This is a genomic window from Phocaeicola massiliensis B84634 = Timone 84634 = DSM 17679 = JCM 13223, from assembly GCF_000382445.1.
Classification (GTDB): domain Bacteria; phylum Bacteroidota; class Bacteroidia; order Bacteroidales; family Bacteroidaceae; genus Phocaeicola; species Phocaeicola massiliensis.
In genome coordinates this window covers 2,565,278-2,580,317 of sequence record NZ_KB905472.1, presented here as the reverse complement: position 1 = coordinate 2,580,317, position 15,040 = coordinate 2,565,278, and the positions used below count along the sequence as shown (strand labels likewise).

12 protein-coding genes are annotated in these 15,040 nt (G+C 41.4%); 8 read left to right on the top strand and 4 right to left on the bottom strand.

Translation table 11 applies throughout. From position 1 onward, the window contains the following. Window positions 1-20 precede the first annotated feature (20 nt). Window positions 21-2,222: a S9 family peptidase gene (locus HMPREF1534_RS08240; RefSeq protein WP_005940936.1), complete on the bottom strand. Its 2,202-nt coding sequence runs from the start codon at window positions 2,220-2,222 to the stop codon at window positions 21-23. Window positions 2,223-2,309: 87 nt separating this feature from the next. On the opposite strand from HMPREF1534_RS08240, the gene HMPREF1534_RS08245 reads away from it, so the two are divergent. Then, the gene (locus tag HMPREF1534_RS08245) at window positions 2,310-3,236 is read left to right on the top strand and encodes a TIGR01212 family radical SAM protein (protein WP_005940934.1); all 927 of its coding nucleotides are present in this window, start codon (window positions 2,310-2,312) and stop codon (window positions 3,234-3,236) included. Between the two features lie 16 nt (window positions 3,237-3,252). Next, a complete protein-coding gene (locus HMPREF1534_RS08250) occupies window positions 3,253-4,440 on the top strand; it encodes an FprA family A-type flavoprotein (protein WP_025066914.1) in 1,188 nt (395 codons plus the stop codon). A gap of 167 nt (window positions 4,441-4,607) precedes the next feature. Here HMPREF1534_RS08250 and HMPREF1534_RS08255 read toward each other — a convergent pair whose 3' ends face one another. From HMPREF1534_RS08255 to HMPREF1534_RS08265, 3 genes are read right to left on the bottom strand one after another with little or no spacing between them, the layout of a single operon-like run. Continuing rightward, complete coding sequence (locus HMPREF1534_RS08255) at window positions 4,608-5,441, bottom strand: mechanosensitive ion channel family protein (RefSeq protein ID WP_005940930.1); 834 nt, start codon at window positions 5,439-5,441, stop codon at window positions 4,608-4,610. A 50-nt stretch (window positions 5,442-5,491) separates the two neighbouring features. Then, complete coding sequence (locus HMPREF1534_RS08260; protein WP_005940928.1) at window positions 5,492-6,103, bottom strand: L-threonylcarbamoyladenylate synthase; 612 nt, start codon at window positions 6,101-6,103, stop codon at window positions 5,492-5,494. A 6-nt stretch (window positions 6,104-6,109) separates the two neighbouring features. Then, window positions 6,110-8,110, bottom strand: coding sequence for an AAA family ATPase (locus tag HMPREF1534_RS08265; RefSeq protein ID WP_005940924.1), 2,001 nt, complete (start codon window positions 8,108-8,110; stop codon window positions 6,110-6,112). Between the two features lie 236 nt (window positions 8,111-8,346). Between HMPREF1534_RS08265 and HMPREF1534_RS08270 the strand changes: the two genes are divergently transcribed. The 6 genes from HMPREF1534_RS08270 (at window position 8,347) to HMPREF1534_RS08290 (ending at window position 13,854) form a co-directional block, all read left to right on the top strand. Then, a complete protein-coding gene (locus HMPREF1534_RS08270) occupies window positions 8,347-9,294 on the top strand; it encodes an SPFH domain-containing protein (RefSeq protein WP_005940922.1) in 948 nt (315 codons plus the stop codon). A 17-nt stretch (window positions 9,295-9,311) separates the two neighbouring features. Continuing rightward, window positions 9,312-9,509 (top strand): type II toxin-antitoxin system antitoxin, encoded by a 198-nt coding sequence (locus tag HMPREF1534_RS0119040; protein ID WP_018452573.1) that lies wholly within the window; start codon window positions 9,312-9,314, stop codon window positions 9,507-9,509. 99 nt (window positions 9,510-9,608) lie between these two features. Beyond that, the gene (locus HMPREF1534_RS08275; protein ID WP_005940920.1) at window positions 9,609-10,874 is read left to right on the top strand and encodes a carboxypeptidase-like regulatory domain-containing protein; all 1,266 of its coding nucleotides are present in this window, start codon (window positions 9,609-9,611) and stop codon (window positions 10,872-10,874) included. A gap of 21 nt (window positions 10,875-10,895) precedes the next feature. Continuing rightward, on the top strand, window positions 10,896-11,441 hold the full coding sequence (locus tag HMPREF1534_RS08280; protein WP_005940919.1) for an RNA polymerase sigma-70 factor: 546 nt from the start codon (window positions 10,896-10,898) through the stop codon (window positions 11,439-11,441). Window positions 11,442-11,443: 2 nt separating this feature from the next. Next, the gene (locus tag HMPREF1534_RS08285) at window positions 11,444-12,292 is read left to right on the top strand and encodes a FecR family protein (protein ID WP_025066915.1); all 849 of its coding nucleotides are present in this window, start codon (window positions 11,444-11,446) and stop codon (window positions 12,290-12,292) included. A 5-nt stretch (window positions 12,293-12,297) separates the two neighbouring features. Beyond that, window positions 12,298-13,854: a carboxypeptidase-like regulatory domain-containing protein gene (locus HMPREF1534_RS08290; RefSeq protein WP_005940913.1), complete on the top strand. Its 1,557-nt coding sequence runs from the start codon at window positions 12,298-12,300 to the stop codon at window positions 13,852-13,854. Window positions 13,855-15,040 lie beyond the last annotated feature (1,186 nt).

Sequence of the window (15,040 nt, the reverse complement as noted above, 5' to 3'; positions counted from 1 at the left end):
CCGTGCCTGATAGATATCTATTATTTCAGATTCTCAATAAAGAAGTTGCTTACACGGGTGAGCAAGTGGTGGCGTGTATTGCCGCCAAAAATGCCATGGTTACGGTTGGTGTAAACCTGCATGTCAAATTGCTTGTCGGCTTGTACCAATGCTTCACTGTATTCGGCAGCATTCCGCAGATGTACATTGTCATCGGCCGAACCGTGAATCAATAATAATTCGCCGTGTAATTTGTTGGCGCGGTTGATGGCTGATGAGGCTTCGTAGCCTTCCATGTTTTCTTTGGGAGTGCGCATGAAGCGTTCTGTGTATACCGAGTCGTAGAAACGCCAATCGGTAGGGGCGGCAATGGCGACGCCTGCCTTGAATATCGGAGTGCCTTCGCTCATTGACATCAATGTGTTGTAGCCACCGAAACTCCATCCCCAGATGCCGATGCGGTTGCCGTCTATATAGGGCAGGGTGCTGAGGTATTTAGCAGTTTCTACCTGGTCTTTGGCTTCTTTTACTCCTAGGTTGAGGTAGGTACACTTTTCAAATTCAGCACCGCGTCCGCCGGTTCCACGTCCGTCTACACATACCATGATGAAGCCTTTATCTGCCATGTAAGCTTCAAAAAGTCCTCCGTTACCCATGGCTCCTATTCCCCAGCGGTCAAGAACTTGCTGAGAGCCGGGACCGCTGTATTGGTGCAGGATGACAGGATATTTCTTGTTGGTATCGAAATGGGCGGGTTTCATTATCCAACCGTTCAACTCTACTCCGTCTGTGGTCTTGAATGTGAAGAACTCTTTGCTCGGCATATTCAGCCCCGACATCTGTTGCTTCAACTTTTGATTGTCAACCAAAGTGGTCAGCACTTTTCCTTTGTTGTCGTTCAGAGTGATGACAGGAGGTATATTGGCACTGGAGTATGTGTTGACGAAATACTTCATGTTTTTACTAAAGATGGCACTGTTGCTGCCTTCCTGAGTTGAAAGCTTGGTCTTTTTTCCTTTGGCATCTATCTTATAAACGGCTGTGCGGAGAGGGCTGCCTTCATTGCTGGTAAAATAAAAGGTGTTGTTTGCCTGATCCCAACCCAAAAAGTCTTTTACCTCAAAATTTCCTTTGGTGATTTGTTTGACCAGGTTTCCGCCGGCGGTGTAAAGATATAAATGATTGTATCCGTCTTTTTCACTCATTACAACGAAGTGCTCAGGGTAAAAAGTAATATTTGAGTAAGCATTTTCTTTGATGTATTGCGGAGCTTCGTCACGAACCATCAGCTTGCAGAGTGTGCTGCGCGGATTGGCATAATAAAGGTCAAAGCGGTTCTGATGACGGTTGAGTGTCATGATAGCCAATGCATTTTCGTCATTGGTGAATTTGATGCGTGGAATGTAGCCGTCTTCGTCCAAAGGCAAATCTATTTTGCGGGTCACTTTGCTCTTGATATCGAAGGTGTGTACCGATACTTTTGAATTGTCGATGCCGGGCATCGGATATTTATATTCGTATTCTCCCGGATAGGTGGCATATTGGTCTAATGAGGGGGATTTGCCTTTATACAGAGGGAAAGAATACATGGGGACTTTGCTCTCGTCGAAACGAATATAGGCAATCATTTTGCTGTCTGCGCTGAAATCGAATGCACGGTTGAAGCCGAATTCTTCTTCATATACCCAGTCGGGGATACCGTTTAATACTTCATTGTATTTTCCGTCGGTGGTAATCTGTGATTCGCTGTTGTTGAACAGGAGTTTGACCAGATAGATGTTGTTGTTGCGTACAAAGGCAATCTGGTTGCCGTCAGGTGAGAACAAGGGAACTTGTTGCGGTCCTCCTGTAGATAGCGGTTCCATCTTATTATTCTTTACATTGAAGATATAATAATTGGCTGTAAATGAATGGCGGTAGATGGGCTTGGTGTCTGTTTGAATCAGAATCAGGCTTTCATTGGGCGACATGATATAGTCATCAAAGTGCTTGATGGTGCAGTCGCGGGCTGTTTCCACATCAAAAATAGTTGCGACTTCTTTTCCCGTTTTAAATGAATATTTAACAAGACGTTTGCCGTCACTGCTGATTTGGGTATAGTGCTCACCGTCCAGCATTGGTCTGATACCTCTGATTCCTTCAGCACGATAAGTAGCATTGGCTACGTCTTTGATGGTTACTTGTTGCGCATTCATCGGCAACAGGCACATAAGCAGAATAATAAATATGCTTAATTTTTTCATAATAAATAAATTCTTTAAATGATAACTGAGGACAAAGTTAAGACTTTTGTTTGAAAATGCGTATCTTTGTCGCGCTAAAATCAGTTCATGTACAAAGAGATGCTATACAATGATTTATCAACCTTCCTGAGTTTGCACTTTCCTTTCAAGGTGCAGAAGATTTCTATTAATGCGGGTTTTACTTGTCCTAACCGGGATGGTTCGATAGGTTATGGAGGCTGTACTTATTGCAATAACCAGACGTTTAACCCGGCTTACTGTCATACGGATAAGTCGGTAGGGCAGCAATTGGAAGAAGGAAAGCGGTTCTTTTCCAGGAAATATCCTGATATGAAATATCTGGCTTATTTTCAGGCTTATACCAATACTTATGGTGAACTGGAAGAGTTGAAACATAAGTATGAAGAGGCATTGACGGTGGCTGATGTGGTAGGATTGGTGATAGGAACACGCCCGGACTGTATGCCTGACGATTTGCTGGACTATCTGGAGGAACTGAATAAACGGATTTTTGTATTGATAGAATATGGTATCGAAAGTACCGATGACGAGACATTGAAACGAATCAACCGCGGACATACATTTGCGCAGGCGGAGGAGGCTGTTGTGAGAACGGCGCAAAGAGGAATACCGGTCGGTGGGCATGTGATATTGGGGTTGCCGGGAGAGGAGAGGGAGGCTTTGATAAGACAAGCGGAACGACTTTCACGTCTGCCACTTACTACGCTGAAATTGCATCAATTGCAGTTGATAAAAGGTACGCGGATGGCAAGTGAATATGAAAAGACACCGGAACTTTTTCATTTGTATTCCGTAGATGAATATATTGATTTAGTGATTGATTATATAGAGCATCTTCGTCCCGATTTGGTGTTGGAACGTTTCGTCTCGCAATCGCCGAAAGAGTTGCTGATTGCTCCTGACTGGGGGGTGAAGAATTATGAATTCACAGAAAAGGTGAAGAAAAGAATGAGAGAAAGAAATGCCTGGCAAGGCAAATACTATAAACCATAAAGAAGAAAATACAGGTATGGAAATTAAAGGAAAAGTACATTATGTAGGAGTGAATGACCGTAATAAGACTCTGTTCGAAAATTTGTGGCCGTTGCCTTATGGTGTGTCCTACAACTCTTATCTGATTGATGACGAGATGGTAGCACTGGTTGATACTGTTGATGTTTGCTATTTTGAAGTGTATTTAAAGAAAATTCGTAGTATAATCGGTGACAGACCTATTAATTATTTGATTATTAATCACATGGAACCTGATCATTCCGGTTCTATCAGCTTGATTAAGCAGTATTATCCTAATATCGTAATTGTAGGCAACAAGAAGACTTTCGACATGGTGGAAGGTTTTTATGGTGTGGGAGGAGAACGATATGTGGTAGGTGAAGGGGATTTTCTGGCATTGGGACATCATAAGTTGAGATTCTCTTTGATTCCGATGGTGCATTGGCCTGAAACAATGGTTACGTATGATGAGACGGAAGGTATTCTGTTCTCTGGAGATGCTTTTGGCTGCTTCGGAGCTTTGAATGGAGGGGTGATTGATGCAAATATCAATACGGATATTTATTGGGACGAAATGGTGAGGTATTACTCTAACATTGTTGGTAAGTATGGTGCTCCGGTTCAAAAAGCATTGCAGAAATTGCAAGCTTTGAAGATTAATGCAATTTGCTCTACTCACGGACCGGTGTGGACGGAAGAAATTCCCCGCGTAGTGCGTATCTATGACCGCTTGAGCCGCTATGAAGCGGAAGAAGGAGTGGTGATTGCCTATGGTACGATGTATGGCAATACAGCAGAGATGGCAGAAGCAATAGCGGAAGAATTGAGTAAACAAGGTATCCGTAATATTGTGATGCATAATGTTTCGCATACAAACCATTCTTATATTATAGCAGATGTGTTTAAGTATAGAGGTTTGATAGTGGGTTGTCCTACTTATAATACCCAGATGTATCCTGAAATGGAAGCGTTGCTGAACAAATTGTCTGCACGTGAGATAAAGGGACGCTACATGGGATGGTTCGGTTCTTTCACTTGGGCAAGTGCTGCCGTAAAGAAGATTACTGAATTCAATGATAAGTTGAAGTTTGAACCGGTGGGAAATCCGATAGAGATGAAGCATAGCATGAAGTCAGAAACTTATGTGCAATGCAAGGAGCTGGCGAAGGCTATGGCGGATCGTCTGAAAGCGGATAGGAAATAAAACACTTGTCAAAACTAAAATGGTCTATTAAATCATCCGCTGTAAGGGCAGGGTTTACCTGCCCTTACAGCGGTCACGACCTTGGGAGTAATATGCAAAGTAAACTGTGTAGGGGCGAGGTTCACTCGCCCCTACTAGCAAAAATGATAGTCTTTCAATATTAATAATTATGCTTGGTGTACGGTAAGTTGCGGGAAGGGGAAATTGATTCCTTCTTTGTTGAAGGTAGCATATACCGTTTGGTTCATATAAAAGAATACATCCCAATAATCGGAACTCTTTACCCATACTCGGACTTTGATGTTTACACTGCTGGCAGCCAGTTCTCCCAGTTCGATGAAGGGGGCCGGAGCAGTCAGTATGCGTTGGTCTGCTTTAATGATATTGCGCAATATTTTTTCCACTTTCTCAAAGTCTTCTCCGTAGTCTACTCCGAAGTTCCATTCAATGCGGCGGGTATCTAAATTGCTGTAATTGGTGATGACACCGCTACTCATTGCACCATTAGGTACATATACCATTTTGTTGTCCGGGGTAATAAGGATGGTATGGAAAATCTGGATTTCTTTTACCGTACCTGATGCACCGGTTGAAGCATCAATATAATCTCCCACTTTGTAAGGTCTGAATAGCAGGATAATCAAGCCGCCTGCAAAGTTTTGCAAGTTGCCCGACAGTGCCATACCGATGGCGACGCCGGCAGATGCTAACAGGGCAGCAAATCCGGTTAATTCAATGCCCAGCTTGCCGATGACGGCCAATATAAGCATGATGAGTAGCAGGATATTGACCATGCTTTTTAAGAATGACTGGATGCTGGGGTCTACTTTACGCTTTTCCAATATCCGGGCAAACAAACGGTTTAGCCAATTAACCAGGAATTTACCTACTATAAATATGATAAGTGCTCCCAGTACTCGTTCGCCTAGAGAGATTCCCGAATCAATAAGTTTTTCAAGTGCGTTGGTTATTTGAACGCTGGTTTCTGATGATGATAACATTAACATGATAATTTTATTTTGATAATTTTTATATTAAACAATTAAATGGATTATTCGTTCAAAATTCCTTTTCCCTGCCGCACAATTTCTGCTTCTTCATTGGTGCAGTCCACAATAGTAGAAGGCTCTATACCTCCGATGCCGCCATCGATGACAAGGTCAACCTGATTGCCGAACTTTTCTTCTATCAATTCGGGGGTAGTGATGTATTCTATCTCTTCTCCTTCTTCCAAAGGTAAGGTGGTAGTCAGTATCGGAGCATCGAGCAACCGGCAAATCTCACGGATGATGTTATTGTCCGGGATACGGATGCCTACTTCTTTACGGTTTCTGAATATTTTGGGCAAACGATTGCCGGTATTTAATATAAAGGTAAATGGACCGGGAAGGTTTCTTTTCATTAATTTGAAAGTAGAATTGTTCACTTTGGCATATTCGCTGATATTACTCAAATCGTAGCAAATAATTGATAGATTGTTCTTGCGTGGGTCTATATTTTTGAACTTGCAAATACTTTCAATGGCACGTTCTTTTAACCCGTGACAGCCGATGGCATACATGGTGTCGGTGGGATAAATAATAAGTCCCCCCGCTTGCAGGGTTTCGATAATCCGGTCTAAATCCTTTGGATTATTGTTCTTTTCGTACAGTTTTAACAGCATGATATTTTAATCTTTAGCATTTTTTTCGCGTAATCGTTCGGCAATAGCCCATTGCAGGGCTGCTTCTTCTTCTTTTCCTGTTCTCATCAGTGCATCGCCGAACAGTTCATGAACTTTGGCATGTTCGGGTTTAATGGATACGGCACGGTCGAAATCGGCAAGAGCCCCTTCGATATTGTCAAGTGCCATTCGGTTCTTTCCACGGTTATATACGGCTTTGAATAGCATGGGGCTGAGACGTACTGCTTCATTCAAGCATACTTCTGCCTCGTAGTATTCTTTATTATTGTATAAAGTGATTCCTTTTCGAATCCATGCATCTGTATAAGACGGATTGAGTTCGATGGCTTTATCATAATTGGCAATGGCAGCCCGCGAGTCATGTGCCTGCGTGATACATTCATTTCCCATGAGGTAATATTCGCGGGCATATTTCTCCAGATTCTTGCGTTGTACATATAATTGTTCTCGTAATCGTTGGTTTTCCTTTTTCTGCCGATTGATAATCTCGAGCTTCTTGCGGATAAATCGTTTGATGACGGGCTTTTCTATATCATATCTGGAATGAATGGCAAGGAAGAATTGCTCTAGGAATCCTTCAAAGTTTCCTTGGTCGAACTGTTTGACCGCTTCTACATATTGCACATCCGCTTGTGCCTGTTTCAATGCTTTTTCTATGGCTGGACGGTTGTTGAACCTTTGAGCAAAACTGACAATTTCCGGGCGGACGAATATATCACCCCGGGTAATTTGTTTTTTTAGTTGGATGCCATCCAGAGAGGTGCAACGGCTTAAAGCTACGTATGCCTGCCCTCCGGCAAATACTCCTCCGGTAAAGTCAACGACTACACGGCTGAAAGTAAGACCTTGGCTTTTGTGTATGGTTATTGCCCATGCCAGACGAATGGGATATTGGATGAATACGCCTAACTCTTCTTCTTCTATCTTTTTTTCTTTGTCGTTATAGCGATAGCGTATGTTGCGCCAGCTGTCTTTTTTAACATCGACTTCTTTCCCATCTTCTGTGATGACATAGAGTGTTTCATCTTCGTCTATGCCTGCTATGGTCCCGATGGTTCCGTTAACCCATCGACGCTCATAATCATTTTTGATAAAAATAATCTGTGCACCGGGTTTTACCTCCAATTCCATTTGGGTGGGTAAGCTGTTTTCTGGGAATTCTCCTTTTATTTCACCGGTGAATATGGTTGAGTCTCCGGGAAGTTCGGCAAGCTTTTTCTCGTTGATAAAATCAACAGTGTCCCGCCGTGTGGCTAGTGTGATATACATATCACTTTCGTTTTCTTTTATTTGGGTATTATATCGTGTGTTGAGCAGTTGCAAATCAGCGGCTCCGGCCGTATTTGTACGAATATGGTCCAGTACATTTACAAATACTTTGTCTGTCTGGCGATAAACTTTGGTCAGTTCGATGGAAACCAACTCTATTTCATTGAATACGCGTGCCGAAAAGAAGTAAGGAGTGGGGTAGAAACGGTTGATGATTTCTCGTTCATCGTTTTTGAGAACTGGTTCCAGTTGGTATACATCTCCCACTAAAAGAATTTGCTTTCCACCGAAGGGTTCGCGCATATTTTGTGAATACACGCGCAATATCTTGTCGATGAAATCAATAATATCTGCTCTCACCATAGATATTTCATCAATAATGACCAGTTCCACTTCTTTTATTAATTTGCGGTGAGCGGAAGTATATTTTAAGAAACTATGCAGTTTCCCGCCTTTCAAACTGAAGTTCGGGTCATCCGGCAATAGGGGATAAAAGGGTAACTTAAAGAAACTGTGCAGGGTACTTCCACCTGCATTGATAGCTGCTATGCCGGTGGGAGCCAATACAATATGTTTCTTCTTTGTTATTTCGCATACATATTTTAAGAAGGTAGACTTGCCTGTACCCGCCTTTCCGGTTAGAAAAACGGACTGGCGCGTATATTGAATCAGTTTCAAGGCATCTTGAAATTCTTTGTTTTGGGTATCTACCTGCATGTATGTCTACTATTAATATGATGAATGGCAAAGATAGCGGAAATCCCATAAAAAGACATAAAAAAGGCGGTTAAAAAAAGGAGGTTGTCAATTACAATATGAAGAGACGGACTTGCTCTGCCGTTTATTCTGTTTTAAAATATACATTTGCTGTTGTCTAACATGTTGTCGCATTTGTCTTTTCAGTATTTTATTGTTTGATTTGTGATATCAAAATAATATCAAATCAATGTACTATGGAAACAAAAGAAAAAACTTACAACGGAATGGTAATCAATGGATTTTCTGCCATCTTATTTAATTTGGTGATGTTGCCGGCACTGGCTTTTCTGAACTTTTATCTGCTGGAGGAAGTTGTTTGGCTGGCTGTTCCGATATTGCTTGTGCTTATTCTGGCATTTGTATTGATGTTGCCGGGGTATTTTTCTCAAGAGCCTAATGAAGCTCGTGTTATGGTTTTCTTTGGTAAGTATGAAGGAACTTTCAAGAGAACAGGTTTTTACTGGGTGAATCCTTTTATGAATAAGAAAAAGCTTTCCTTGCGGGCGCGTAATCTGGATGTTGAACCTATCAAGGTAAATGATAAGATAGGTAATCCGGTTCTTATCGGTCTTGTGTTGGTATGGAAACTGAAGGATACTTATAAAGCCATGTTCGAGATTGATGCACAGACAATGGCTGAAAAGGGGAACGGTCAGGTGTCCGTAACGGTGGCCGGACGGATGAATGCTTTCGAAGCTTTTGTACGTGTACAGAGTGATGCGGCATTGCGTCAAGTGGCTGGAGAATATGCTTATGACGATAATGAACATGATAAAAATGAATTGACTTTGCGTGGTGGAGGGGAAGAGATAAACAATCAGCTAGAACATCAATTGAATGAGCGCTTGGCGATGGCGGGCATGGAGGTGGTTGAGGCGCGTATCAATTATTTGGCTTATGCACCCGAAATTGCAGCGGTGATGCTTCGCCGGCAACAGGCTAGTGCTATTATTACTGCCCGCGAAAAGATTGTGGAAGGGGCGGTGTCAATGGTTAAAATGGCACTGGATAAACTTTCGGAAGAAGAAATCGTTGAGTTGGATGAAGAGAAGAAGGCGGCAATGGTCAGCAATTTATTAGTCGTATTGTGTGCGGATGAGCCTGCACAACCTGTCATCAATTCGGGTACGTTGAATCATTAAGTGTATTGAGGAGCGGAATGGCAAAAAAGGAGACTGTAAAAAGCTTTGTGCTTCGTGTGGATGCCGAAACAATGGAGGCAATCGAAAAGTGGGCGGCAGATGAGTTCCGCTCCACTAACGGGCAGCTTCAATGGATTATAGCGGAGGCATTGCGGAAAAGCGGAAGGATGAAAAAGAAGAGAACTGTTGCAAAAGAAAGGGGGATAACAGAATAATAATAAAAAAATATTCTTATCTTCATAGGGTATTTGAGGGCTGAACCATCTTAAAGATAGAAAGTGAGATTAGTATTTACCTTTTAATACCTTATGAAGATGAAAAAGCAGAATAAACATTTGGTGAAACTGATACTGGCGGTACTTCTTTGGTCGGTTGTTATTCCAATGTGGGGACAAGACGAAAGTGCTGCAGGGTATATTACTGTGAGCGGTGTAGTAAAAGATAAACAGAGCAGGAAAGACTTGGAGTATGTCAATGTATCAGTGCCTGGCAGTAATATCGGAACGGTAACTAATTCTGATGGTGCCTTTACTTTGAAATTGGATAGTGCAAAGTATATTCCGTATTTGGAAATTTCGCATGTCGGCTATCGGAATGTGCAGGTGAATCTTAAACCGGGGAATCTTGACAACCTGAAAATTCTATTGACTCCTTATACTAATCTATTGGGGGAAGTGATTGTGTATGCCAATGATCCCCGATATATTGTAGAGGAGGCTATTCGTAAGATATCTCTTAATTATAGCGGTAAGAGTAATATGCTGACAGGATTCTATCGGGAGACTGTTCAGAAAGGGCGCCGTTATATCAATATTTCCGAAGCTGTGATTCATACTTATAAAACTTCTTATGAAAGTAGGGAGACGGCTCGTGATAGGGTGCAGGTCTTGAAGGGGAGGCGTTTGCTTAGTCAGAAGCGGAACGATACGCTGGCGGTGAAGTTGGCGGGTGGTCCTACGTTGTCTGTCTATGTGGACATTGTGAAGAATCAGGACGCATTATTGGATATGGAGGGCTTGGACTTCTATCAGTTTAATATGGAAGAACCTGTTCAATTGGATAACCGCTTGCAATATGTGATAAGTTTTCGTCCCAAAGTTATATTACCTTATGCTTTGTATTATGGCAAACTGTATGTAGATTATGAAAAATTGTCATTTACCCGTGCCGAATTCAGTCTCAGTATGGATAATAAGGCGAAGGCTGTTCAGGCTATATTAGAGAAGAAACCTTATGGATTGCGCTTTAAGCCTCAGGAAGTTTCTTATCTGGTCACTTATAAAGAGCAAAATGGAAAAACCTACTTGAATTATATTCGTAATAGTATCCGGTTTAAGTGTGACTGGAAACGTAAACTGTTCTCTACGGGGTATACGGTGCTTTCTGAAATGGTAGTTACTGATCGTGAAGAGAATAATGTAACCCCTATCTCCAATAAACTTTCATTTGGTCAGAAAGATCCGTTTTATGATAAGGTTTATGAATATTGGAATGAGGACTTTTGGGGAACTTATAATATTATTGAACCGACTGAATCGTTGGAACATGCGGTGCATAAATTGAAGAAACAATCTCGATAATTTTTACTCATAAGTTGCGGTATGCTGAATGAACTGTTCATCCTGTCTAAGATAAAGGAGGGCGATATAAAGGCGTTCGAAGAAGTCTTTCATCGTTATTATTCCCCTCTTTGCTGGTATGCTGCCGGTATTATCGGTCAGATGGAAGTAGCGGAAGAGATAGTAGAGGAGTTGTTTTATGTCTTTTGGCGGGAGAGAGAAAACCTGCAGATCTTTTGCTCTGTTAAAAGCTATTTGTATGGAGCAGTGCGCAATGAGGTTCTTCAATATTGTGAACATCGGGAGGTGAGGAACAGGTATCGTGAGGCTATGCAGGCATCGGGTGAATCGGGCATTTCTTCCGGTCCTGAAGAGCAGATGGAATATAAAGAATTGGAGGAGTTGATAAATAGAACGCTGGAAAAACTACCGGAACGTAGACGCTGTATCTTCAAAATGCATCGGATGGAAGGGAAAAAGTATGCCGAAATAGCCTCTTTGCTTACTGTTTCTGTTAAGACAGTAGAAGCTGAAATGACTAAAGCTCTAAAAACATTGCGAAAAGAAGTTGAAAAATATATCGAATGAATATGAATCGTACAGAAAGAAATAGAATCAAAACAGACAGGGCATGGAGTAAACTTTATCAGCGTTTGGAAGAAGACCGACTGATTCCTGCAAAAGAAGATAAGAAACTTCGTATGTCTCCTTTGTGGAAATGGGGCGCAGTGGCAGCAGCTTTGCTGGCAGCATTGGTTTATGCCGGAGTGCGCTATTTTTCAGAAGTGAAAACTCCTGTTTTATACTCTTTGGTGGTGCAACAAAATAAGGAGACCTCTACGTTGGTGACTACGCTGGAGGATGGCTCTATTGTCTATTTGGGGGGGGAGACTTTGTTACAATATCCCGAGCATTTTTTACCGGAAAAACGTGAAGTGAAGTTGCAGGGGAATGCACTGTTTGATGTGGTGGGGAGCCGTAGCCGTCCTTTCCTGATTGAGACGGATTTGGTGCGTATTGAAGTGTTGGGAACTGCTTTTAATGTGAAAAGTGATGAGTTGAGGCCTTTTGAATTGTCGGTGCAAAGAGGGAGGGTGAAGGTAACGTTTAAAAAGAATTGTCAGGAGATGTATGTTCAGGCGGGTGAAACGGTTACGCTCAGAAAAGAAGGGTTTCATTTGAGCATGAACAGAGATGACGCTCAGTTTTCCTGTTATCTGAAACATATTCGTTTTAAAGATGAGCCATTGGCAAATATTCTTCGAGTTATCAATTTGCATTCACCGGAGATGCAATTAAAAGTAACTCCATCTCTTGAGCATAGGAAGCTGACTGTTGCTTTTTCCGGGGAATCCCCGGATGTCATGGCTGAATTGATTGGTATGGCGATGAATCTAAGGTGTACTCGTGAAGGAAATACATTCATTTTATCAGAATAATTAGGATGACAAAACATATCTTTCCATATCAGTTATGTATTTTTCTTTTCTGTTGGTTGACTTGTATGACAACAGCAGTGAGGGCGGAGGGAGATGTGTTGAACCGTATTGTGTATTTGTCAAAGAGTAAAGGTACGGTATACGTTTTGCTTGGAATGGTGTCGGAACGTACAGACTTTCTGTTTATTTATGACAGTAAGGTCGTGGATAATGAACGTCTTGTAAAGATAGAGAAAGGCTCTCGTACCCTTCGTCAGGCTATTACTGAAATAGTTGGAATACAAGATTTGGAACTTCGTGTGGTTGGCAATCATATCTTAATCAATGCTCCGGTGAAGAGAGAATATCCGATGGAACAGGTCGTTGATACTCTGGCTCATTTCGTTCTTGAAGGGACATTGCTTGATAAAAAGAATGGGGTGCCTATTGTCTATGCTACGGTAGGAGTAGAGGGAACTTCTATAGGCAGTATAACCAATCAGGCCGGTGAATTCCGCTTGCATCTGGCCGACTCTTTGAGGCGGAAAAGTCTCGTTTTTTCTCATGTTGGCTATGTGGCTCAGAAAATTGATATTCCATTGCTGACTGCCGGGCAGCATTTTACATTGACGTTGGAACCAAGAATTTTCCCTTTACAGGAAGTGGTAATTCGTGTGGTACATCCTATCCGACTTATGCGGGAGATGTTGGAGAAGCGTATGATAAATTATTCTCAGAAACCGGTGTATTTCACTACTTTTTATCGGGAGGGGGTTCAGTATAAGCAGAAGTTTCGCAGCCTGACAGAAGCTGTTTTTAAAATATACAAATCCCCTGTACAGTCTTTGTATGCTAGAGAACAAGTGAAATTACTGAAAATGAGTCGTATCACGGATGGGCTTGAGCAAGATACTTTGATAGCCAGAATGAGTGGGGGGATTGATGCTTGCCTGCAATTGGATATCATTAATCATTTGCCTGATTTTCTTTTGGCTGATGCGCATAAAGATGTATATGCTTATACATCTGCTGATGTAACGATTGTCGGTGACCATTTGGTGAATGTAATCTCATTCGAACAAAAAAAAGAAGTCAAAGAACCTTTGTATTGCGGTGAGCTGTATATAGACTCGGACAATGGTGCTTTATTGCAGGCGCAGATAAGGATTCATCCTCGTTATATGAAGCAAGCGACAGATATGGTGGTACAGCGTCAGGCGCGGAGGATGAAGATTGTTTTGCAAGAATTGACTTATACCATATCTTATAAGCCGTGGAATGGTACTTATTATATTAATCATGTTCGTGGTGACCTTCATTTCAAGGTCAAACAAAAACGCCAGTGGTTGGGCAGTTCATCCCTTCATACTTGGTTTGAGATGGTGACTTGTAAAATAGATACGGTGGGAGTGACTCGGTTTCAGCGGAATGAGCGGATTCCTACGCGGACGGTTTTTGCTGATACGCATTTCAAATACGATTCTGATTTTTGGGAGAATTTTAATGTTATTCCATGGGAAAAACAATTAGTTGAAGTCATAGAACAACTGACTTCTAAAATAGAAAAAATAGAATATGAATAGTTAAGTGCTTTTCTTCTTTGGATTAAGACATTTTATTCGGATGATTATTATGTTCTATTGCGGTAGGATGTACGTTTCATTGCAGCAGGACGTATATTTCATTATAGTAGGACATATAAATAGTACTCACAAGTTTCCTTAATTTGCCGTTTAAGAGAGCTTAGCTGTAGTTGGAGGAAGCTTAACTCTTCTTTTGCTTGCGGTAAACAATTTCTGATAGACTACTTTTCATTAATATATATAATAATGTGTATGCTTTGTTTTCCTATTGTTTATGTTTTGTTATTTATGTTCTACAACAGGTTTATAAATCAGTTAGTTAGCATAAGTCGGTTCAGAAATTAATAAAAAAGTGTTTGATATATTTGGATTGGATTCTAAAATGTTCTACTTTTGCATCCGCTAAGCAAGAGAGCTGGTTTTTAATTGACAGATTTATAATTATCGGTTACTGATGAAGGAACAAAAAAGTTTTGAAAAAGTTCGATAAAAATTTGGCAGATTAAAATAAACGCTTTATCTTTGCAAAACCTTTCCGAATAAAATGAGGAAAGCACATAAAGAAGAGTTCTTTGAAACGATTATAGATAAACAAACAAGTAGTACAAGTCTGCATGTTATATAATATATAATGTGTATGAAAACAGAAACCGTCAATTATAGATTATTGATAGATTTGGTTCTTGAGCAGATTATCAACTTAAGTGTTGAAAAATAATATTTTTACAATGAAGAGTTTGATCCTGGCTCAGGATGAACGCTAGCTACAGGCTTAACACATGCAAGTCGAGGGGCAGCATGGTCTTAGCTTGCTAAGGCCGATGGCGACCGGCGCACGGGTGAGTAACGCGTATCCAACCTGCCTTACACTCTTGGACAGCCTTCTGAAAGGGAGATTAATACAAGATGTTATCATGAGTAAGCATTTTCGCATGATTAAAGGTTTACCGGTGTAAGATGGGGATGCGTTCCATTAGATAGTAGGCGGGGTAACGGCCCACCTAGTCTTCGATGGATAGGGGTTCTGAGAGGAAGGTCCCCCACATTGGAACTGAGACACGGTCCAAACTCCTACGGGAGGCAGCAGTGAGGAATATTGGTCAATGGACGAGAGTCTGAACCAGCCAAGTAGCGTGAAGGATGAAGGTTCTATGGATTGTAAACTTCTTTTATACGGGAATAAACG